Origin of the sequence: Enterobacter cloacae complex sp. P29RS (genome assembly GCF_014893445.1) — a bacterium.
Lineage (GTDB): Bacteria > Pseudomonadota > Gammaproteobacteria > Enterobacterales > Enterobacteriaceae > Enterobacter > Enterobacter intestinihominis.
On record NZ_JADBPZ010000002.1, the window covers coordinates 95,948 to 117,708 of the forward strand.

The following is a 21,761-nucleotide window of genomic DNA, read 5'->3' on the forward strand; positions in this document are numbered from 1 at the left end:
ACAATGCGTTTTTTGATTCACGGCCAGCCAGGGGAAGGCTGACCGAATGCGCTATGCGCCTGCCGCCAGCAGCAGGTCTGCGATCGCGTTGAAGCCTTTTTCCCGCGCCAGTTCGAGCGGGGTTTTGCCGTATTTATCAGTCATGTGCGGATTCGCGCCGTGATCCAGCAGCAGCTTCACAATTTCCTGCTGCTTTGCGCCGCCGTCGTTTAACACGATGGCCTCCAGCAGCGGCGTCCAGCCGACAAAATTGGTGTGGTTGACGTTAATGTCGGTTTTTTCCAGCAGCTCGCGCACGATTTCAACGTGCCCTTTTTCACTGGCAGGGGTAATGCCCACGCCGCCAAAGCGCGTCAGACGGTCGAGATCCGGATCCGCCGGAAGGACAATGCGCAGCAGGGTTAAATCATTGGTCAGGCAGCCGATCAGGAAGGGGTTAAAACAGGTCTGGTCCTGTTTATCAATATCCGCCCCGGCGGAAATTAAAAATTCCACACAGGCGTAATGCTTTTTCAGGCTGGCAATAATAATGGCGGTTCTTTTCTGGCGGTTGGTCGCGTTAATATCCACGCCTTTTTCCAGGCAGGCTTTTAGCGCGTCGATATTACCCTCTTCTGCCGCCAGCAAAAATTCTGTAACCAGTGCAGTTGCAGACATATTCAGACTCCCTATGTTTCACTTCTGATGACCTGAGAATAGCAACAGCCTGGTCATAAAAGAATCCGCTTAAAAATCATTCATCGACACGCAATTCATTGTTAAGTTAAATTCAACAGTCCGGCAAAAACGTGCGTCTGTGCAACCTTTTTCTTATGTTTTACCGCTTTTACGCGCCTCGGGCTGCATTATCCTTATGAATGAAAAAGCCTTACACAGCGCGGCTCTACGTAAAAACCCAGAACTGTGACCGACATCAACTATGATGTAACGCCGGTGTTAAAATATGTTCAAAACTGATGGTAACCAGGAGCCATAATATGAATTCCATCTTTACCGAAGAGAATTTGCTGGCCTTCACCACCGCGGCACGTTTTGGCAGTTTTAGCAAAGCGGCTGCCGAGCTGGGCGTGACCACTTCCGCCATCAGTTACACCATCAAACGTATGGAGACCGGGCTGGACGTGGTGCTGTTTGTACGCAACACGCGCAGCATTGAGCTGACCGAATCCGGTTTTTATTTTTATCGTAAAGCGACCGACCTGCTGAATGACTTTCATGCCATCAAGCGCGGGATTGATACCATTTCGCAGGGCATTGAGACGCGGGTGCGCATCTGCATTAATCAGCTTTTGTATACGCCACGCCATACCGCGCGTTTGCTCCAGGTGCTGAAAAAACAGTTTCCTACCTGCCAAATCACGGTGACGACCGAGGTGTATAACGGCGTCTGGGATTCCATCATTAATAATCAGGCCAACATCGCCATTGGCGCGCCGGATACGCTGCTGGATGGCGGAGGCATCGATTACACCGAGATAGGCGCGATCCGCTGGGTATTTGCCATCGCGCCCACGCATCCGCTGGCGTTCGCCCCGGAGCCCATTTCCGAAAGTCAGCTGCGTCTGTATCCCAATATCATGGTCGAGGACACCGCGCATACCATCAACAAGAAGGTCGGCTGGCTGCTTCACGGTCAGGAGGCGATTCTGGTACCGGACTTTAACACCAAGTGTCAGTGTCAGATCCTGGGGGAGGGTATTGGATTTTTACCGGAGTATATGACGCGTGAGGCGATGGAGGACGGGCTGCTGGTAAAGCGGCGAATCAATAATCCGCGCCAGGACTCGCGCATGCTGCTCGCCACGCAGCATGCGGCGACCGGTCAGGTCACGCGCTGGATCAAACAGCAGTTTGGCCCCGAGGGCGCGCTGACCCGGATCTACAGTGATCTATTGTGGCGTACCTAGCTTTTCGTCTGAACCCAAAACGCGTGGATAAGACCCGGGAAGTAACCCAGGATGGTCAGAAGGATGTTCAGGATAAACGCCCAGCCCAGTCCCTTGCCAAGCAGCACGCCCAGCGGCGGGAGAATAATCGTAAAAACAACGCGCCAAAAACCCATAAATAACTCCGTGCAAGCTAACCAATTGAAAATTATAAAAGACACTTCTCTAAGCGTAGCCAGTTTACGGGTAACTGCCATTCGTCTCTCGCGCTTTTACCTGCCTTTACCCTCTTTACACTGGCTGAAACCCTGCCTTAAATGCTCTACTGTTCTGAAATTGACCGTAAGGAAACACAATGTCTCTTCCTCTTATTTCGCCGCAGCAGGCAAACGCGCTTATTGCTGAAGGCGCCAAACTTATCGATATTCGCGACCCCGACGAGTATGCCCGCGAGCATATTCCAGCGGCGCACTCCATTCCGCTGGATTCGTTACCCGGCGGGCTTAACGCAGCGCCGGGAGAAACGGTGATTTTCCACTGTCAGTCTGGCGCAAGAACCGCAAACAATGATGCTCGTCTTGCCCGGGCAGCGTCCCCTGCGAACGCCTTTGTGGTTGAGGGAGGCATTCAGGGCTGGAAGCAGGCCGGGCTGCTGACCGTTGAAGATAAATCGCAGCCGCTTCCGCTGATGCGTCAGGTGCAGATCGCCGCCGGGCTGCTGATTCTCTGCGGCGTGGTGCTGGGTTACAGCGTCTCCAGCGGCTTTTTCCTGCTAAGCGGTTTTGTGGGCGCCGGGCTGCTGTTCGCCGGAGTGACAGGTTTTTGCGGTATGGCGCGACTGCTGAAAGTGATGCCGTGGAACCGACGTACCTGATAAGGGGTATCTGAAAGATTAGGCTGTACCCCGCCCCGGACGTGGGCTATGGTGAAGATCGTGACAATGATGAGGAGGTGCTATGTTTTCTGTCGGTGATTATGTCCAACCGCGTCAGGGCGGTCCGAAACTGAAAGTGCTCGAAGTAAATGGTGAAAACATTGTGGCCGTGCAGGCCACCAATGAGCAGGGCGAGAAATATCACCTGAAAGTGGCGGACGTAGTTCTGTACTCCGAAGAAGGTGACTTTGGCGTCTGCTAAGTCAATAATCGGGCGGAATACACCGCCCGAATAATCATCAGATCAGGAAATCATCCAGCGATTTACCGTTTGCCAGTGCGTTCGCAATTGGCTTTGGCGTACGTCCCTGACCGGTCCACGTTTTCTCTTCACCGTTCGCGTCGATGAAACGATATTTCGCCGCACGCGCTTTACGTTTTTTAGCCGGCTGGCCCGCATGAGCCAGTTCTCCGCCTAACAGATCGCTCGGGGAAATACCGTCTGCCTTCATCAGTTCCAGCAGAGCATTAATTTTATCCTGCTGTTCAGCGCGCTGGCGCTCTAATTCAGCCTGCTCGCTGCGTTTTTCTTCTGTGACAATCCGAACTTTTTCCAGCACTTCTTCCAGAACATCCATGGATAATTCACGCGCCAGCGCCCGGAGGGTACGGATATTATTAAGATTCTGTAACGTTAAAGCCATAATAATGAGAAACCTTTCTTCGTGTGTATAACATAAATCAAGCAACAGAATAATTGATTTTTGTTCTGATATCTACCCACTCTGTCGTTTTGACATTATTGTAAATGTTTTAGAATATCCCGTTAATATAACCCCGAATTACCTGTCAGTTTTAATGCGTAATATTCCGTCCTGCACCTGGTCAAAAATCCCTGTTTAAAGCCGTTCAAAAAACCGCCCGGCATCCTCCGAATAACAAACGTTATACGCTTGCTCAGATAAGCTAATAGTCTGATTTCGTTTAATAAAACGGTGGATGGGAAAGAAAATAACGACTCGCACAAAAAACAGCCAACTTTAGAGAATTTTATGGACAAAGCGTCCATAAATAAAAATTAATCACTACTTGTTAGTTAAAAGCCAGAGGGATACGCTATACACTCAAAACAAACCAACCTAAAGCACTAAACGCCGCAGGTAAAAACGCCACTTTTTTGTCCTGTTCGAGGAGTTCAGACATGTTCTCACCGCAGTCTCGCCTGCGCCATGCGGTAGCGGATACGTTCGCGATGGTCGTTTACTGTTCCGTCGTAAACATGCTGATTGAAATTTTCCTGTCCGGAATGACCTTTGAGCAGTCCCTCTCATCGCGCCTGGTGGCCATTCCGGTGAATATCATGATTGCCTGGCCGTACGGAATGTATCGCGATGCGGTGATGCGTTTCGCCCGGCGTATTAGCCCGGCAGGTTGGGTAAAAAACCTGGCGGACGTGCTGGCTTACGTGACGTTCCAGTCCCCGGTGTATGTGGTTATTTTGCTGACGGTGGGCGCAGACTGGCATCAAATCGCCGCCGCGGTAAGTTCAAATATCGTGGTATCTATGCTGATGGGTGCGGTGTACGGTTACTTCCTTGACTACTGCCGCCGCCTGTTTAAAGTCAGCCCTTATAGTCAGGCAAAAGCGTAAGATAAGGCGACTGGCTCATGCCAGTCGCTGAGTTATTGTACGTCGCCAAACAGCCCTTTCAGGAAACGCTCCAGCGCCATACGCGAGCTGAAACCGTGCGGAATACCATAATGTTCATGCGTCTCGCCGCCTAAATAGAGCGGAAATTGCTGATAATGATCGCAGGTTTTAATATCCGAGGCGGGCTCAGCAAATGACAGGCTTCTGTCTTTGAGTGTCGGGTGAATAATGAGAGCAGTACGCCCCATTCTTGCTTCACGATTGACGTAAACATAATTCTCACCACGGCGATATCCGTACGCTTTTGATGTTACCTCATCCATGGTGAACCCTTCTTTTTCAAGAACGCGCGCCACCTCATCGGGTCGTAAATACATATCTTTTCCTCATTATCATACCTGCCGGGCAACCTTACAGTATTCAGCATTAGCAGGGCTTTCAGAATATTCCATAAACTGCCCGATAAGCCGTGACTCGCTTCAGATATTACATTTCTGGACTAAACTAAACGGGAACACAAATTATGGAGGATCGTATGTTTAACAGACCGAACCGAAACGATATTAACGACGACACCCAGGATATTCGTAACGATGTCAGCCAATTAGCGGACACGCTGGAAGCCGTATTGAAATCCTGGGGCTCTGACGCGAAGGACGAAGCAGATGCCGCGAAACGTAAGGCTCAGTCTCTGCTGCGTGAAACGCGAGCAAGGATGAATGGCCGCTCACGTACCACTCAGGCGGCCTGCGATATGGCCAGCTGCGCCACCACCTTCGTACGTGAAAAACCGCTGTGTACGCTGGGAACGGTCGCGGCAGTCGGGATTTTTGTCGGCGCCCTGCTTAGCCTGCGTAAGTAAGCACGCGTTTTCAGCCCCGGTAGCCTCAGGCGCCGGGGCTTTTCTTTGCCTGAAAGCCTGAAAAACCCGCGCAGTTCGCCCTGCCCCGCCAGGCTCATCATTGGGGCCTTATCAATCTGAATTTCCCATATCTTGTGTGGTTGAAAGTTATCTCAACTACATCTAGTATTCCCTTTAGCAAGACAGACACAACATGACGCGTTTACTCGCGCCGTTCTCTCATTCTAAATGGAAATACGAATCATGAGCATTATTATTTACACTCGTAACGATTGTGTTCAGTGCCACGCCACGAAACGGGCGATGGAGAGCCGCGGCGTGGCATTTGAGATGGTCAATATAGATCAGGTGCCTGACGCGGCAGACACCCTGCGGGCGCAAGGTTTCCGTCAGCTTCCGGTTGTGGTTGCTGGCGACACCAGCTGGTCTGGCTTTCGTCCGGACATGATCAACCGCCTTGCCGCTCAGGGCGTCAGTGCATGAGCAGGCTGGTCTACTTTTCCAGCAGCTCGGAAAACACGCTTCGGTTTATGGAGCGTCTCGGGCTGCCCGCGATTCGCATTCCGCTGAACGAGCGGGAGCGTATTCAGGTAGACGAACCCTACATTCTGGTAGTGCCCAGCTATGGCGGTGGCGGCACCGCGGGGGCTGTGCCTCGTCAGGTGATCCGCTTTCTGAACGATCCCCATAACCGGCAGCTGATTCGCGGCGTGATCGCGGCAGGCAATCGTAACTTCGGCGAGGCCTTTGCCCGCGCCGGGGATGTCATCTCTCAAAAATGCGGCGTGCCGTATCTCTATCGTTTTGAACTGATGGGGACACAGCAGGACGTAGAGAACGTGCGTAAAGGAGTGAACGAATTTTGGCAACGACAACCGCAGAGCGCGTGATTCAGGCGACGCCGGATTACCATGCATTAAACGCCATGCTAAACCTCTATGACCGGGAGGGGCGCATTCAGTTTGGCAAAGATCGTGAGGCGGTGGACGCCTTTTTTGCCGCTCATGTACGCCCGAACAGCGTCGTCTTTGGCAGCCAGCAGGAACGTCTCGACTGGCTGGTAAAAGAGGGTTATTACGAAGAGCGTGTCCTGACCCGCTACGACCGCGCCTTCGCGGTGGCATTGTTTGAACGGGCGCACGCCAGCGGTTTTCGCTTCCAGACGTTTCTCGGCGCGTGGAAGTATTACACCAGCTACACCCTGAAAACCTTCGACGGCAAACGCTATTTAGAAAGCTTTGAAGATCGGGTGGTGATGGTAGCCCTGACGCTGGCGCAGGGCGATGAAGCCCTGGCCGAAAGGCTGACGGAGGAGATCCTCTCAGGCCGCTTCCAGCCTGCCACGCCAACCTTCCTTAACTGCGGCAAAGCCCAGCGCGGCGAGCTGGTCTCCTGCTTCCTGCTGCGTATTGAAGACAATATGGAGTCGATTGGCCGTGCGGTAAATTCGGCGCTACAGCTTTCGAAACGCGGCGGCGGCGTGGCATTTCTGCTTTCGAACCTGCGGGAAGCGGGCGCGCCGATCAAGCGCATCGAAAATCAGTCCTCCGGCGTCATCCCGGTGATGAAGATGCTGGAAGATGCTTTCTCATACGCCAACCAGCTTGGCGCACGTCAGGGCGCGGGTGCGGTTTATCTGCACGCGCATCATCCGGACATTCTGCGCTTTCTGGATACCAAACGTGAAAACGCCGACGAAAAGATCCGCATTAAAACCCTGTCGCTCGGCGTGGTGATCCCGGATATCACGTTTAAGCTGGCCAAAGAAAATGCCGACATGGCGCTTTTCTCACCGTATGACGTTGAGCGTATCTACGGCAAAGCTTTTGGCGATGTGGCCATCAGCGAACTGTATGACGAACTGGTGACGGACGAGCGCATTCGTAAGAAATACATTAACGCCCGCGACTTTTTCCAGACGCTTGCCGAAATTCAGTTTGAGTCCGGGTACCCGTACATCATGTACGAGGATACGGTGAACCGCGCCAACCCGATTGCCGGGCGCATCAACATGAGCAATCTGTGCTCGGAGATTTTGCAGGTCAACAGCGCGTCCAGTTACGACGAGAACCTCGACTACGCGGATATCGGCAAAGATATCTCCTGCAATCTCGGTTCGCTGAATATTGCCCACACCATGGATTCCCCCGATTTTGGCCGCACGGTAGAGACCGCCATTCGCGGGCTGACGGCGGTATCGGACATGAGCCACATCCGCAGCGTACCGTCCATTGAGGCGGGCAACGCCGCGTCGCATGCCATCGGCCTTGGGCAGATGAACCTGCACGGCTATCTGGCGCGGGAGGGTATCGCCTACGGCAGCCCGGAAGGGCTGGATTTCACCAACCTTTATTTCTATACCATCACCTGGCATGCGCTGCATACCTCAATGATGCTGGCGCGCGAACGCAACCAGCGGTTCGCAGGCTTTGAGCAGTCCCGCTACGCCAGTGGAGAGTATTTCAGCCAGTATCTGGAAGGCGACTGGCAGCCGAAAACCGAAAAAGTACGCGCGCTTTTCGACCGCGCCGGCATTACCCTGCCGACGCGTGAGATGTGGCAACAGCTGCGTGAGGATGTGATGCACTACGGCATCTATAACCAGAACCTTCAGGCGGTTCCTCCAACCGGCTCCATTTCCTATATAAATCATGCCACGTCGAGCATCCATCCGATCGTGTCGAAGATTGAAATCCGCAAGGAAGGCAAAACCGGACGCGTCTACTACCCTGCCCCGTTTATGACTAACGAGAATCTGGCTCTGTACCAGGACGCCTATGAGATCGGCCCGGAAAAGATCATTGATACCTACGCCGAGGCGACCAGACATGTGGACCAGGGGCTGTCGCTGACGCTCTTCTTCCCGGACACCGCCACCACGCGGGACATCAATAAAGCGCAGATCTACGCCTGGAAGAGAGGCATCAAAACGCTGTACTACATTCGCCTGCGCCAGCTCGCGCTGGAAGGTACCGAAATTGAAGGCTGCGTGTCCTGCGCGCTGTAAGGAGAAAGGATGAAACTGTCACGCGTAAGCGCCGTTAACTGGAACAAAATTCTGGATGATAAAGACCTGGAGGTCTGGAACCGCCTGACCAGCAACTTCTGGCTGCCGGAAAAGGTACCGCTCTCCAACGATATTCCGGCCTGGCAAACCCTGAGCCATGCCGAGCAGCAGCTGACAATCCGCGTCTTTACCGGCCTGACGCTGCTGGACACCATTCAGAATACCGTGGGTGCGCCCGCGCTGATGAGTGATGCGCTGACCCCGCACGAAGAGGCGGTAATGTCGAATATCAGCTTTATGGAGGCGGTCCATGCCCGCTCTTACAGCTCGATTTTCTCCACCCTGTGCCAGACCAGAGACGTGGACGCGGCCTACGCCTGGAGCGAAGAGAGCGCGTCATTGCAGCGCAAGGCAGATCTGGTGCTGGAATATTACCGGGCCGACGAGCCGCTGAAGAAGAAGATCGCCAGCGTGTTCCTGGAATCTTTTCTCTTCTATTCCGGCTTCTGGCTGCCCATGTACTGGTCGAGCCGGGGCAAGCTCACTAATACCGCCGATTTGATTCGCCTCATCATCCGCGATGAAGCGGTACACGGGTATTACATCGGCTATAAGTACCAGAAAGGACTGGAGAAAGTCACCCCGGAAAAACGCGAGGAACTCAAAGGTTTTGCCCTCGATTTACTGATGGATCTGTATGACAACGAGCTGAGCTATACCGAGGAGCTGTACGCCGGAACGGGCTGGGAAGAGGACGTAAAAGCCTTCCTCTGCTACAACGCCAACAAGGCGCTGATGAACCTGGGCTACGACGCGTTATTCCCACCGGAAATGGCGGAAGTGAACCCGGCGATCCTCGCGGCGCTGTCGCCCAACGCCGATGAAAACCACGACTTCTTTTCCGGGTCCGGCTCGTCGTACGTGATGGGTAAAGCGGTGGAGACGCAAGACGAGGACTGGGATTTTTAATGAATGAATTAACGTTCATTAATTAACTCTACATTTCATTATTTCCAGCCGAATATTCCACTACGTACTACACTGTAATTTCCCCTTCATATTCGCCTGAATCACACCGATTCAGGCGAAATTCTCCCATGCAGTAGCAAAAAATTGAGAAAAATTCAAAGCGCCCTCAGCCCTTTATTCATGGGAAATTCAGCCGTTTCGCTTGCTGTAAAATTCCGACCTCAGGCAGGCCCAGGGTTGTCTCAGATTCTGAGTATGTTAGGGTAATGCCAGTTAACTATTTACCATGGTAATCATATCGACATAAACAAATAACAGGACACTCTCTATTGCATGGCAATTAAATTAGAAGTGAAAAATCTTTATAAAGTATTTGGCGAGCACCCGCAGCGTGCTTTCAAATATATTGAGAAAGGCCTTTCGAAAGAGCAAATTCTGGAAAAAACCGGGCTATCGCTTGGCGTTAAAGACGCCAGTCTGGCCATTGAAGAAGGCGAGATTTTTGTCATCATGGGATTATCCGGTTCGGGTAAATCCACTATGGTTCGCCTTCTCAATCGCCTGATTGAACCCACCCGCGGACAGGTGCTGATTGACGGCGTTGATATCGCCAGAATATCAGACGCGGAACTCCGCGAGGTGCGCAGAAAGAAAATTGCGATGGTGTTTCAGTCATTTGCACTGATGCCGCACATGACGGTACTCGATAATACCGCCTTTGGCATGGAGTTAGCCGGCACGCCCGCTCAGGAACGTCAGGAAAAAGCCCTTGATGCACTGCGTCAGGTCGGGCTGGAAAATTATGCTCATGCGTATCCGGATGAGCTCTCTGGCGGTATGCGTCAGCGCGTGGGATTAGCGCGCGCATTAGCGATTAATCCGGATATTTTATTAATGGACGAAGCCTTCTCGGCGCTCGATCCCTTAATTCGCACCGAGATGCAGGATGAGCTGGTAAAATTACAGGCCAAACATCAGCGCACCATTGTTTTTATTTCTCACGATCTGGATGAAGCCATGCGTATTGGCGACCGTATCGCCATTATGCAAAATGGTGAAGTGGTGCAGGTCGGCACACCGGATGAAATTCTCAATAATCCGGCGAATGATTATGTGCGCACCTTCTTCCGCGGCGTGGATATTAGCCACGTATTCAGTGCGAAAGATATTGCCCGTCGAACACCAAACGGCATTATTCGAAAAACGCCAGGTTTTGGTCCGCGCTCCGCGCTGAAGCTGTTGCAGGACGAAGACCGTGAATACGGTTATCTGGTTGAACGCGGCAATAAATTTGTCGGCGTTGTCTCCATCGACTCCCTGAAAACCGCCCTGAGCGAAAACCAGGGAATCGATGCGGCGTTGATTGACGCTCCGCTTGCCGTGGACGCCGAAACGCCGCTCAGCGAGTTGCTCTCTCACGTGGGTCAGGCGCCGTGCGCCGTGCCGGTTGTCGGTGAAGAACAACAGTACATTGGCATCATCTCAAAACGGATGCTGCTACAGGCTTTAGATCGCGAGGGGACAAACAATGGCTGATCAATCAAACCCATGGGGCACCACTGAAGCAGCGGACAGCGCGGCGCAATCTGCCGATGCGTGGGGGTCGACGCCTGCGCCTGCCGATGGCGGCGGCGCGGCAGACTGGCTCAACAGCGCACCGGCGCCTGCCCCAGAGCATTTCAATATTATGGATCCGTTCCACAAGACGCTGATCCCGCTGGATAGCTGGGTAACGGAGGGGATCGACTGGGTCGTTACCCACTTCCGTCCGGTGTTCCAGGGGATCCGCATCCCGGTGGATTACATCCTGAACGGCTTCCAGCAGCTGATGCTGGGCATGCCCGCGCCGGTGGCGATTATCCTGTTCTCGCTAATCGCATGGCAGTTCGGCAGCGCGGGTATGGGGATCGCCACGCTGATCTCCCTGATTGCCATCGGCGCGATTGGCGCGTGGTCTCAGGCGATGATCACCCTGGCGCTGGTGCTGACCGCCCTGCTGTTCTGCGTGGCGATCGGCCTGCCGATGGGGATCTGGCTGGCGCGCAGCCCCCGGGCCGCAAAAATTATCCGCCCGCTGCTGGATGCGATGCAGACCACGCCAGCGTTCGTTTACCTGGTGCCTATCGTGATGCTGTTCGGCATCGGTAACGTACCGGGGGTGGTCGTGACCATTATCTTTGCCCTGCCGCCGATTATTCGCCTGACCATTCTGGGCATTAACCAGGTGCCTGCGGATCTGATAGAGGCATCACGCTCGTTTGGCGCCAGCCCACGTCAGATGCTGTTTAAGGTTCAGCTTCCGCTGGCGATGCCGACCATTATGGCAGGTGTTAACCAGACGCTGATGCTGGCGCTGTCGATGGTGGTGATCGCCTCAATGATTGCCGTTGGTGGGTTAGGTCAGATGGTACTGCGCGGCATTGGCCGTCTCGATATGGGGCTGGCGACCGTCGGCGGCGTCGGGATTGTGATCCTCGCCATCATTCTTGACCGCCTGACCCAGGCTGTCGGTCGTGATTCACGCAGTCGCGGCAACCGTCGCTGGTATACCACCGGCCCTGTCGGGTTACTCACCCGCCCATTCACAAAATAAGGAACAACGATGCGACATAACGTACTTTTTGCCACAGCGTTTGCGACCCTTGTCTCCACCAGCGCAGTTGCCGCTGACCTGCCGGGCAAAGGCATTACCGTGCAGCCGGTGCAGAGCACCATTTCGGAAGAGTCCTTCCAGACCCAGATTGTCAGCCGTGCGCTGGAGAAACTGGGCTATACGGTGAATACCGCCAGTGAAGTGGATTACAACGTGGGCTATACCTCTATTGCCTCCGGCGATGCCACCTTTACCGCCGTGAACTGGCAGCCGCTGCACGACGATATGTATGCCGCCGCAGGCGGTGACAAGAAATTCTACCGCGAAGGCACCTTTGTGACCGGCGCTGCGCAGGGATATTTGATCGACAAGAAAACCGCCGATAAGTATCACATCACCAATATTGAACAGCTGAAAGATCCGAAGATCGCCAAACTCTTTGATACCAACGGTGACGGCAAAGCCGACATGATGGGCTGCTCGCCGGGCTGGGGCTGTGAAGCGGTGATTAACCACCAGAACAAAGCCTTCGATCTGGCGAAGACCGTCGACGTGAGCCACGGCAATTACTCTGCGATGATGGCCGATACCATCGCCCGCTTTAAAGAAGGCAAGCCGGTGATCTACTACACCTGGACGCCTTACTGGGTGAGCGACGTGCTGAAGCCGGGCAAAGACGTGGTGTGGTTGCAGGTGCCCTTCTCCTCCCTGCCGGGCGAGCAGAAAGATATCGACACCAAACTGCCAAACGGCATGAACTATGGCTTCCCGGTGAATACCATGCATATCGTGGCGAACAAAGCCTGGGCCGAGAAAAACCCGGCGGCGGCGAAGCTGTTCTCGGTGATGAAACTGCCGCTGGCAGACATTAACGCCCAGAACGCGATGATGCACGCGGGTAAATCATCCGAAGCAGATATCAAAGGCCACGTGGATGGCTGGATCAAAGCCCACCAGCAGCAGTTCGATGGCTGGGTGAAAGAGGCGCTTGAGGCGCAGAAGTAAAAATACTACCCCTCACCCTGCCCTCTCCCCAAAGGGGAGAGGGTGTATAAAATCCCCTCTCCCCTTTGGGGAGAGGGATAGGGTGAGGGGATCAAACCGCACCCAACCTAAACCGCACAATCCACCACGTAACAATCCCCCAACATTCACAATCATTGGTTATTATGTTTCCGGAAAAATAATCACTTAACTTACGATTCCTGAAACAAATGACAAAAACAACTCAAGGGCTTAGCCCCGCACTCATCCTTTTAATGTCCGTGGCAACGGGACTGGCCGTCGCCAGCAACTATTACGCGCAACCTCTGCTTGATACTATCGCGCGTGCTTTCGATCTTTCAGCCAGCTCCGCCGGCTTTATCGTCACCGCTGCGCAGCTCGGCTATGCGGCCGGGCTGCTGTTCCTGGTGCCATTAGGCGATATGTTTGAGCGCCGGATGCTTATCGTCTCCATGACGCTGCTGGCCGCAGGCGGGATGTTGATCACCGCCAGCAGCCAGTCGTTAACGATGATGATTATCGGTACCGCGCTGACGGGGCTGTTCTCGGTGGTGGCACAAATTCTGGTTCCCCTCGCGGCGACGTTGGCTTCCCTGGAAAAACGCGGCAAAGTGGTTGGCACTATTATGAGCGGCCTGCTGCTGGGCATCCTGCTGGCGCGAACCGTTGCCGGGCTGCTGGCGAGCCTCGGCGGCTGGCGCACCGTTTACTGGGTGGCAAGCGTGTTGATGGTTATCATGGCGCTGGCCCTGTGGCGCGGCCTGCCAAAGGTGAAGCAGGAGAATCACCTGAACTATCCGCAGCTCCTCGCCTCCGTTTTCAGCCTCTTCACCCGGGATAAACTCCTGCGCACACGCGCCGTTCTGGGGTGTCTCACCTTCGCCAACTTCAGCATCTTATGGACGTCGATGGCGTTTCTGCTCGCCGCGCCGCCGTTTAACTACTCAGAAGGCGTGATTGGCCTGTTCGGGCTGGCAGGCGCGGCTGGCGCACTGGGCGCGCGCCCGGCGGGTGGCCTGGCCGACAAAGGTAAATCTCATATGACCACCTCCGCAGGGCTGGTTTTACTCCTGCTCTCATGGGCGGCTATCTGGTACGGACACGTCTCAGTGCTGGCGCTAATTGTCGGTATTCTGGTACTCGACCTCACCGTGCAGGGCGTACATATCACCAACCAGACCGTGATTTACCGCGTGAAACCAGACGCCCGTAACCGTCTGACGGCCGGGTACATGACCAGCTACTTTATCGGCGGCGCGGCAGGCTCGCTAATCTCAGCCTCCGCCTGGCAGCATGCGGGCTGGACGGGCGTGTGCGCAATCGGCGCCATCGTGGCGGCGATAAATCTGCTGGTATGGTGGCGCGGCTATCACCGCCAGGAAGCAATTCACTAAGTTTTACATTGCTTTGGGCCCCCTGGGGTGTAAAGGGGGCCTGCATCTGTTAAGGTAACGGTAATCATTTATCCCAGAAATTTTACTGTGGGTGACATATTTACTACCGGCATGAATAGTTCAGACCCCAGTCCTCACATCCCCTCTTTCGCGGGTACACACCCCACACTTTCTGTGCTCACCGGGTCACGGATTTACCCGGCGCTTTCTGATGGTGACATACGTTTGGCGGATATAACCGCACAAATAATTCATTTACATTATTTGTCACTATCGTTACTATATCGGCTGTAATTAATGAGGTTATGCCCAAAATGGATAGTTCGTTTACGCCCATTGAACAAATGCTTAAGTTCCGCGCCAGTCGTCATGAGGACTTCCCATATCAGGAGATCCTGCTGACCCGCCTGTGCATGCACATGCAGGGTAAGCTGCTGGAAAATCGTAACAAGATGCTGAAAGCGCAAGGGATTAACGAGACGTTGTTTATGGCGTTGATTACGCTTGAGTCTCAGGAAAACCACAGCATTCAGCCGTCTGAACTGAGCTGCGCGCTGGGTTCATCCCGTACCAATGCAACCCGTATTGCTGATGAGCTGGAGAAGCGCGGCTGGATAGAGCGCCGTGAGAGCGATAACGATCGCCGCTGCCTGCATCTGCAACTGACCGAGAAAGGTCACGAATTCCTGCGCGAAGTGCTGCCACCGCAGCATAACTGCCTGCACCAGCTTTGGTCTGCCCTCAGCACCGCCGAGCGCGACCAGCTTGAGCACATTACTCGCAAGCTGCTCACCCGTCTGGACCAGATGGATGAAGATGGCGCCATTCTTGAGGCGCTGCGCTAACGCGACGATCCGCTCAACATTCCAGATTGCAAAAGAAAAACTGACAGGCCAGCACGTGAAACTGCTGGCCTTTCTGACAACAGGTCGGCTCAGCCGATGTGAAAATAAAAAGATCGTGGAGAACAACAATGAGCGCAAATGCGGAGAACACCCCCCCGCAGCAACCGGTCAACAAGAAGGGCAAACGTAAGAGCGCCCTTATTCTGCTGACCTTGCTCTTTATTATTATTGCCGTGGCATATGGGATCTATTGGTTTTTAGTCTTGCGTCATGTTGAAGAGACAGACGATGCATACGTGGCAGGGAATCAGGTTCAAATCATGGCGCAGGTGTCAGGCAGCGTGACGAAAGTCTGGGCTGACAACACCGACTTTGTGAAAAAAGGGGATGTGCTGGTCACGCTCGACCCGACCGACGCCCAACAGGCGTTTGAAAAAGCACAGACGGCGCTGGCCTCCAGCGTTCGCCAGACCCGCCAGCTGATGATCAACAGCAAACAGCTTCAGGCCAATATCGACGTGCAGAAAACGGCCCTGGCCCAGGCGCAGAGCGACCTCAAGCGTCGTGTTCCTCTCGGCACCGCCAACCTGATTGGCCGTGAAGAGTTGCAGCACGCACGCGATGCGGTGGCAAGCGCACAGGCGCAGCTGGACGTGGCGATCCAACAGTACAACGCCAACCAGGCGATGGTGCTGGGCACCTCTCTGGAAAACCAGCCGGCGGTGAAACAGGCGGCGACCGAAGTGCGTAACGCATGGCTTGCCCTGCAACGTACCAAAATCGTCAGCCCGATGACCGGTTACGTTTCCCGTCGTTCCGTGCAGCCGGGTGCACAAATTAGCACCACCACGCCGCTGATGGCGGTCGTTCCGGCGAACAACCTGTGGGTGGACGCGAACTTCAAAGAGACCCAGCTGGCGCATATGCGTATCGGCCAGACCGCAACCGTGGTCAGCGATATCTACGGTGATGACGTGAAGTACACCGGTAAAGTGGTCGGTCTGGACATGGGGACCGGCAGCGCGTTCAGCCTGCTGCCTGCACAGAACGCCACCGGCAACTGGATCAAAGTGGTACAGCGCTTGCCTGTGCGTATCGAGCTGGATCCTAAGCAGCTGGCAGACCATCCGCTGCGAATTGGCCTTTCCACGCTGGTGACGGTCGATACCGCCAACCGCGACGGTCAGATCCTCGCAAGCCAGGTGCGCAGCACGCCAGCTTATGAAAGTAACGCCCGTGAAATTAGCCTCGATCCGGTCAATAAGCTGATCGATGACATCGTGAAGGCAAACGCCGGTTAAGCCGAAGGTGAGCGTTATGCAACAGCAAAAGCCGCAAAAACCGCTTGAGGGGGCGCAGCTGGTCATTATGACCATTGCGCTGTCGCTGGCGACATTCATGCAGGTGCTGGACTCCACCATCGCAAACGTGGCGATCCCTACGATCGCCGGGAACCTTGGCTCATCGCTGAGCCAGGGGACCTGGGTCATTACCTCATTCGGGGTGGCGAACGCCATCTCTATTCCCATCACCGGCTGGCTGGCGAAGCGCGTCGGTGAAGTGAAGCTGTTCCTCTGGTCGACGATCCTGTTCGTGCTGGCCTCCTGGGCCTGCGGCATGTCCAGCAGCCTGACGATGCTGATTTTCTTCCGCGTCATCCAGGGGATTGTCGCCGGGCCGTTGATTCCGCTGTCGCAGAGTTTACTGCTGAACAACTATCCGCCCGCCAAGCGCTCCATCGCGCTCGCGCTGTGGTCGATGACGGTGATTGTCGCCCCAATTTGCGGGCCAATCCTCGGCGGCTATATCAGCGATAACTATCACTGGGGCTGGATCTTCTTCATCAACGTACCCATCGGTGCGCTGGTGGTGCTGATGACGCTACAGTCTCTGCGTGGTCGCGAAACGCGGACCGAACAGCGGCGGATCGACGGCATCGGGCTGGCACTGCTGGTTGTCGGCATCGGCAGCCTGCAAATCATGCTCGACCGCGGCAAAGAGCTGGACTGGTTCGCCTCTACGGAAATCATCGTGCTGACGGTGGTCGCCGTGGTTGCCATTAGCTTCCTGATTGTCTGGGAGCTGACGGACGAAAATCCGATAGTCGACCTCTCGCTGTTTAAATCGCGAAACTTCACCATCGGCTGCCTCTGTATCAGCCTCGCCTATATGCTCTACTTCGGCGCGATTGTTCTGCTGCCGCAGCTGTTGCAGGAGGTGTACGGCTATACCGCAACCTGGGCGGGGCTGGCCTCCGCGCCGGTGGGGTTAATTCCGGTTCTGCTGTCGCCGATTATTGGCCGTTTCGCCCATAAGCTCGACATGCGCAGGCTGGTGACGTTCAGCTTCATCATGTACGCCGTGTGCTTCTACTGGCGCGCGTATACGTTTGAACCGGGAATGGACTTTGGCGCCTCCGCGTGGCCGCAGTTTATTCAGGGCTTTGCTGTGGCGTGCTTCTTTATGCCACTGACCACCATTACGCTTTCCGGCTTGCCGCCTGAGCGGATGGCGGCGGCATCGAGCCTGTCGAACTTCACCCGTACGCTGGCGGGCTCCATCGGGACATCGATCACCACCACGCTGTGGACCAACCGGGAAGCGATGCACCACGCCCAGTTGACCGAAGCGGTGAACCCGTTCAACCCTAACGCTCAGCAGATGTATAGCCAGCTTGAGGGGATGGGGATGACGGAGCAGCAGGCGTCCGGCTGGCTTGCCCAGCAGATCACCAACCAGGGGCTGATTATCTCGGCAAACGAGATTTTCTGGATATCGGCGGGGATCTTCATCGTCCTGCTGGGGCTGGTGTGGTTTGCCAAACCACCGTTTGGTGCCGGTAGCGGGGGCGGTGGAGCGCACTAGCCCTGTGCACGGGTTGCCCGGTGGCGCTACGCTTACCGGGCCTACGAACGTAGGCCGGATAAGGCGTAGCCGCCATCCGGCAAAACACCGCACCGTGTCCAAAACGCGACAGCGATTGTCAGTTCCGATAAAGCAGCGCGCCTGAAATTGATTCATGAGAGTGAAAAGACAACAGGAGCGTACCATGCTGAACACACCCGCGCCACGCGCTGGCTCTCGACAGACTTACGTCGAAGTGAGCACGCCGAACGTCTATCTCGACCAGATCGAATATTTCTGCCACCACTTCAGCCGCCGCAGCGACGTCTGTATCAGCGTGCATCCGCAAAACGATCGCGATACCGGCGTCGCCAGCGCGGAGCTGGCCGTGGTTGTCGTCATCAGTATTGTAGGCCCGGTCAGCGAAGCGCCACCGGGCATCCACAGGCAAAATACTAAATGTGCAGTTCCTGAAGTTTTTCTTTTGGCAGGGCCAGCTCGTCGTTGCTGTTTACACGAACATCACGTTCGATGATATGGCGGGCAATCTCCTGAGCTTCTTCCAGAGAGTGCATCTGGTAAGTGCCACACTGGTAAACGTTCAGCTCTGGGATCTGGTTCTGCTCTTTCACCTTCAGCACGTCTTCCATGGCCGCTTTCCACGCATCCGCGACGCGTTTCTCTTCAGGCTGACCAATCAAGCTCATGTAGAAACCGGTGCGGCAGCCCATCGGAGAGATATCGATGATCTCCACGCCGTTGCCGTTCAGGTGGTCGCGCATGAATCCGGCGAAAAGGTGTTCCAGCGTGTGAATGCCTTTCTCTGGCATCACTTCTTTATTCGGCACGCAGAAGCGCAGGTCGAAAACGGTGATCGTGTCGCCGTGCGGCGTGTTCATGGTCTTCGCCACGCGGACTGCTGGTGCTTCCATACGGGTATGGTCGACAGTAAAGCTATCTAATAACGGCATACGTCACCTCCGATAGTGATTTTTTTTAAAATAAACTGAACTCTTCTACAGAATGCGCGTCTGAGTATATGAAAGACGCGCATTTGTTATCATCATCCCTGAATTCAGAGATGTATATTTTGGCCACAGCGATGTGGCCTTTTTCTTTTGGTTCAGGCCTGCTTCGCCAGAAACGCCTCAAACGACTCCGTATCCGCCGCTTCGACCTCTTTCTGACGCACAACGGACGCATCGCGCTCTGCCACAAAATCCGCTTCGCTCAGGATCTCTAACGGCTCCTGCATCAGCATCTCACGGTACTCCGCTGAGAGTGAACGCCCTGTGCCACCAATTCCCTGCTCAATCATAGAACGCAGAATACGTGCTGAGAATGTCAGTTCCGGGTTATCAAAGCTTTCAACCAGTTCGTCGCAGACCTTCTGGTAAGCTTCGCCGCCGTACACGCTATCCAGCGTCTGGGCTACGCGCTTCAGGTCATGGAACAGATCCTTCCCTACCTTAGACAGTGGGAACTGAGCCGTTTCACAGCCAATACCTAACGTCAGGCCCGGCTTGCGCCCTTCCAGAATCACGCGATTCCAGTTGGCACGGGTACACAGCAGTTCGTCGGAACTCATTTCCGGCGCATCCGCCAGTACGCACCAGACCATAAACAGGTCAAGGAAACGAACCTGCTGCTCGTCAACGCCAATCGGTGAGAACGGGTTGATATCCAGCGAGCGCACTTCAATGTATTCGATCCCGCCGCGCTGTAGCGCATCCGACGGCGTTTCACCGCTGCGCGTCACGCGCTTCGGACGAATCGGCGCATACAGTTCATTTTCAATCTGCAACACGTTGGTGTTAATTTGCAGGCGCTTGCCGTCTTTTTCGAGGCCGATTTTTTCGTACTCTTCCGACGGGGTTTTTATCGCCCGCTTCAAGCCTGCCACATATTCGTGCAGATCGTTAAACGTAATTCCGAGATTGCTTTGCGATTTATTGGTATAGCCAAGGTCGCTCAGGCGCAGGGAGGTCGCGTATGGCAGGTAATACATGCCACATTCGGTCTTCTCGAACGGTAGCGTGGTCGGTTTCCCTTGCAGGAACGAAGAACAGACGGCCGGTGAAGCGCCGAACAGATACGGAATAACCCAGCCAAAACGGTAGTAGTTGCGGATCAGGCGGAAGTAGCCCGCGGAGATCGCTTCTTTATCCGTTTCACCGCACTTCGCCTGCCAGAACGCCATCGGCAGAGAGAAATTGTAATGCACGCCAGAGATCGTCTGCATCAGTGCGCCGTAGCGATTTTTCAGTCCTTCGCGATACAGCGTTTTCAGCCGTCCAATATTCGAGGTGCCGTACTGAGCCAGCTCAATCTCCTGCCCCTGCTCGATATAGCACGGCATGCTGAGCGGCCACATACGCTCGTCGCCGAGGTTGCGGGCGGTGAAGCGATGCACGTCGCGCATGATCGTCAGCATATGATCAATATCACCGTCTACTGGCGTAATGAACTCCAGCAGCGCTTCGGCGAAATCGGTTGTGATCCATTTATGTGTCAGCGCCGAGCCTAACGCCTTCGGGTGTCCCGTAGTCGCTAAGCTACCATCCGCATTTACGCGCAGCGTTTCGCGCTCAAGCCCACGCTGAATCCCCTTCAGTGCCTGAGGGTGATTTTCCAGCCAGGCCAGCGCCTGTGATACGTCCGGGATCAATTTGACCTCCCGCCTGTCAAAAAATTGTCACTCAGCATAATTGTAATGGTTGACGATTGAAGGTCGCGAATTCATTCCACCAATTAGTGCCACCACGTCATACCCTGTAGTGTTACCCATGCCAGTAAAACATAGCGTAACGCCTTGCCAAGGCACAAAAAAAAGAGCACTGGTCCCCAGGAGATGCGCATCCATCCCGCCAGCAGACACAGTAAATCGCCTATTACAGGCATCCAGCTTAATAACAGCGTGGCAGCGCCATAGCGTTTTAGCCAGCCCACTGCCTTTTCCTGCCAGCGAGATTTTTCGCGTAGCGGAAAGAAACGTCCAAGAATAACGTTAGTCAGCCCTCCAAGGCTATTACCCATTGTTGCTATTAAGACCAGCAACCAGGGCTGACTCACGCCGGACAACAGCATCGCCACCAGCACCACTTCCGAATTCCCCGGTAAGAGGGTGGAGCTTAAAAAACTGCTGGCGAATAATGAAGCGAGTGACAGCGCGTCACTCACAGTAAGCGAACGTCCACCGCCGCCATTCCGGCATCACGCGCGGCCTGAATGCCAAAATCAGCATCTTCAAACACCACGCATTTTGCAGGTGGTACACCCATTAATTCTGCACAGCGCAGGAAGGTATCCGGTGCGGGTTTGTGATGTTTAACATGATCGGCGGCAACGACGGCAGAAAAATAGTGGCGCAGGCCAAGGTGTTTGAGTAGCGCTTCAGCAATCGCGCTCTCGCTGCCCGTACCGACAGACATAGGACGACGGCCGTGCCACTCCTTGACGACGTCAATGAGTGGTAAAGGCTGCACGGTGTCTAACAGTATGGCTTTTACCGCGTCGGTTTTTTCACGCGCGAGCTGGTGCGGGTCGAGATCGGCCTGATTCAGCTCAATCACGGCCTGTGCGATACGCCAGGTGGGCGATCCGTTGAGGGCAATCATCGCCTGTAAATCGAAGCGCATACCGTAACGGCCCAGGACTTCGGTCCAGGCCTGACGATGCGTGGGTTCGGTATCCAGGAGGGTGCCGTCCATGTCGAAGATCAAACCGTCATACTGTGCGTACATCGTGCTCTCGCTAAACGATTAACAAAGCATTACTTTATCGTAAAAGGGGATTTTTGTCGCTGATTGCGAAGTGATAACAATGAGAGTG

At 54.6% G+C, this 21,761-nt stretch carries 24 protein-coding genes and 1 pseudogene; 17 read left to right on the top strand and 8 right to left on the bottom strand.

The features are described 5' to 3' along the window. Positions 1–51: 51 nt before the first annotated feature. A complete protein-coding gene (locus tag IM282_RS01985) occupies positions 52–657 on the bottom strand; it encodes an ankyrin repeat domain-containing protein (protein WP_032625916.1) in 606 nt (201 codons plus the stop codon). Positions 658–977: 320 nt separating this feature from the next. Here IM282_RS01985 and IM282_RS01990 point away from each other — a divergent pair, with 320 nt between their 5' ends. Beyond that, positions 978–1,907: a LysR substrate-binding domain-containing protein gene (locus tag IM282_RS01990; RefSeq protein WP_022649124.1), complete on the top strand. Its 930-nt coding sequence runs from the start codon at positions 978–980 to the stop codon at positions 1,905–1,907. Here the strand turns inward: IM282_RS01990 and IM282_RS01995 are convergent. Further along, positions 1,904–2,062 (bottom strand): YqaE/Pmp3 family membrane protein, encoded by a 159-nt coding sequence (locus tag IM282_RS01995; protein WP_003862203.1) that lies wholly within the window; start codon positions 2,060–2,062, stop codon positions 1,904–1,906. The genes IM282_RS01990 and IM282_RS01995 overlap by 4 nt on opposite strands. 179 nt (positions 2,063–2,241) lie before the next feature. Here IM282_RS01995 and IM282_RS02000 point away from each other — a divergent pair, with 179 nt between their 5' ends. Both IM282_RS02000 and IM282_RS02005 read left to right on the top strand, forming a co-directional pair. Beyond that, positions 2,242–2,760, top strand: coding sequence for a rhodanese family protein (locus IM282_RS02000; protein WP_022649125.1), 519 nt, complete (start codon positions 2,242–2,244; stop codon positions 2,758–2,760). Positions 2,761–2,842: 82 nt separating this feature from the next. After that, positions 2,843–3,022: a hypothetical protein gene (locus IM282_RS02005; protein WP_192970063.1), complete on the top strand. Its 180-nt coding sequence runs from the start codon at positions 2,843–2,845 to the stop codon at positions 3,020–3,022. Positions 3,023–3,059: 37 nt separating this feature from the next. On the opposite strand, the gene stpA is transcribed toward IM282_RS02005, so the two are convergent. Further along, positions 3,060–3,464 carry a DNA-binding protein StpA gene (gene stpA / locus IM282_RS02010; protein WP_022649126.1) on the bottom strand — a complete coding sequence of 135 codons (405 nt, stop codon included), beginning with the start codon at positions 3,462–3,464 and terminating at the stop codon, positions 3,060–3,062. Positions 3,465–3,961: 497 nt separating this feature from the next. Here stpA and alaE point away from each other — a divergent pair, with 497 nt between their 5' ends. After that, positions 3,962–4,411, top strand: a complete 450-nt coding sequence (gene alaE / locus IM282_RS02015; protein ID WP_022649127.1) for an L-alanine exporter AlaE — start codon at positions 3,962–3,964, stop codon at positions 4,409–4,411. A 32-nt stretch (positions 4,412–4,443) separates the two neighbouring features. On the opposite strand, the gene IM282_RS02020 is transcribed toward alaE, so the two are convergent. After that, positions 4,444–4,788, bottom strand: coding sequence for a DUF2002 family protein (locus IM282_RS02020; RefSeq protein WP_006811693.1), 345 nt, complete (start codon positions 4,786–4,788; stop codon positions 4,444–4,446). A gap of 158 nt (positions 4,789–4,946) precedes the next feature. Between IM282_RS02020 and IM282_RS02025 the strand changes: the two genes are divergently transcribed. The 13 genes and pseudogenes from IM282_RS02025 to IM282_RS21830 form a co-directional block, all read left to right on the top strand. Beyond that, entirely contained in the window at positions 4,947–5,273 is a 327-nt protein-coding gene (locus IM282_RS02025; RefSeq protein ID WP_017382769.1) for a DUF883 domain-containing protein, read from the top strand. 243 nt (positions 5,274–5,516) lie between these two features. Next, positions 5,517–5,756: a glutaredoxin-like protein NrdH gene (gene nrdH, locus IM282_RS02030; RefSeq protein ID WP_017382770.1), complete on the top strand. Its 240-nt coding sequence runs from the start codon at positions 5,517–5,519 to the stop codon at positions 5,754–5,756. Then, positions 5,753–6,163: a class Ib ribonucleoside-diphosphate reductase assembly flavoprotein NrdI gene (gene nrdI / locus IM282_RS02035; RefSeq protein ID WP_022649128.1), complete on the top strand. Its 411-nt coding sequence runs from the start codon at positions 5,753–5,755 to the stop codon at positions 6,161–6,163. The genes nrdH and nrdI overlap by 4 nt, the downstream gene beginning before the upstream one ends. After that, positions 6,136–8,280 carry a class 1b ribonucleoside-diphosphate reductase subunit alpha gene (gene nrdE / locus IM282_RS02040; protein ID WP_045308451.1) on the top strand — a complete coding sequence of 715 codons (2,145 nt, stop codon included), beginning with the start codon at positions 6,136–6,138 and terminating at the stop codon, positions 8,278–8,280. The genes nrdI and nrdE overlap by 28 nt, the downstream gene beginning before the upstream one ends. 9 nt (positions 8,281–8,289) lie before the next feature. Then, a complete protein-coding gene (gene nrdF, locus IM282_RS02045; RefSeq protein ID WP_192970064.1) occupies positions 8,290–9,249 on the top strand; it encodes a class 1b ribonucleoside-diphosphate reductase subunit beta in 960 nt (319 codons plus the stop codon). A 333-nt stretch (positions 9,250–9,582) separates the two neighbouring features. Then, positions 9,583–10,785, top strand: coding sequence for a glycine betaine/L-proline ABC transporter ATP-binding protein ProV (gene proV / locus IM282_RS02050; RefSeq protein WP_023298446.1), 1,203 nt, complete (start codon positions 9,583–9,585; stop codon positions 10,783–10,785). Continuing rightward, positions 10,778–11,842, top strand: coding sequence for a glycine betaine/L-proline ABC transporter permease ProW (proW, locus tag IM282_RS02055; RefSeq protein WP_022649132.1), 1,065 nt, complete (start codon positions 10,778–10,780; stop codon positions 11,840–11,842). The genes proV and proW overlap by 8 nt, the downstream gene beginning before the upstream one ends. A 9-nt stretch (positions 11,843–11,851) precedes the next feature. Beyond that, a complete protein-coding gene (gene proX, locus IM282_RS02060; protein WP_017382774.1) occupies positions 11,852–12,847 on the top strand; it encodes a glycine betaine/L-proline ABC transporter substrate-binding protein ProX in 996 nt (331 codons plus the stop codon). Between the two features lie 209 nt (positions 12,848–13,056). Then, positions 13,057–14,241 carry an MFS transporter gene (locus IM282_RS02065; RefSeq protein ID WP_192970065.1) on the top strand — a complete coding sequence of 395 codons (1,185 nt, stop codon included), beginning with the start codon at positions 13,057–13,059 and terminating at the stop codon, positions 14,239–14,241. A 314-nt stretch (positions 14,242–14,555) separates the two neighbouring features. Continuing rightward, positions 14,556–15,086: a multidrug efflux transporter EmrAB transcriptional repressor EmrR gene (emrR, locus tag IM282_RS02070; RefSeq protein WP_148388950.1), complete on the top strand. Its 531-nt coding sequence runs from the start codon at positions 14,556–14,558 to the stop codon at positions 15,084–15,086. Positions 15,087–15,214: 128 nt separating this feature from the next. Continuing rightward, positions 15,215–16,387: a multidrug efflux MFS transporter periplasmic adaptor subunit EmrA gene (gene emrA / locus IM282_RS02075; RefSeq protein ID WP_022649133.1), complete on the top strand. Its 1,173-nt coding sequence runs from the start codon at positions 15,215–15,217 to the stop codon at positions 16,385–16,387. Positions 16,388–16,403: 16 nt separating this feature from the next. Next, positions 16,404–17,951 (top strand): multidrug efflux MFS transporter permease subunit EmrB, encoded by a 1,548-nt coding sequence (gene emrB, locus IM282_RS02080; RefSeq protein ID WP_022649134.1) that lies wholly within the window; start codon positions 16,404–16,406, stop codon positions 17,949–17,951. A 229-nt stretch (positions 17,952–18,180) separates the two neighbouring features. Next, positions 18,181–18,324, top strand: a pseudogene (locus tag IM282_RS21830) (hypothetical protein); the annotation flags it as partial. 61 nt (positions 18,325–18,385) lie between these two features. Here the strand turns inward: IM282_RS21830 and luxS are convergent. The 4 genes from luxS to yqaB all read right to left on the bottom strand — a co-directional run bounded on the left by luxS (position 18,386) and on the right by yqaB (position 21,673). Further along, entirely contained in the window at positions 18,386–18,901 is a 516-nt protein-coding gene (gene luxS / locus IM282_RS02090) for an S-ribosylhomocysteine lyase (RefSeq protein WP_003862180.1), read from the bottom strand. 152 nt (positions 18,902–19,053) lie between these two features. Next, complete coding sequence (gshA, locus tag IM282_RS02095; protein ID WP_192970066.1) at positions 19,054–20,598, bottom strand: glutamate--cysteine ligase; 1,545 nt, start codon at positions 20,596–20,598, stop codon at positions 19,054–19,056. Positions 20,599–20,681: 83 nt separating this feature from the next. Next, positions 20,682–21,110, bottom strand: coding sequence for a YqaA family protein (locus tag IM282_RS02100; protein WP_017692791.1), 429 nt, complete (start codon positions 21,108–21,110; stop codon positions 20,682–20,684). Next, entirely contained in the window at positions 21,107–21,673 is a 567-nt protein-coding gene (yqaB, locus tag IM282_RS02105) for a fructose-1-phosphate/6-phosphogluconate phosphatase (RefSeq protein WP_022649138.1), read from the bottom strand. The genes IM282_RS02100 and yqaB overlap by 4 nt, the downstream gene beginning before the upstream one ends. Positions 21,674–21,761 lie beyond the last annotated feature (88 nt).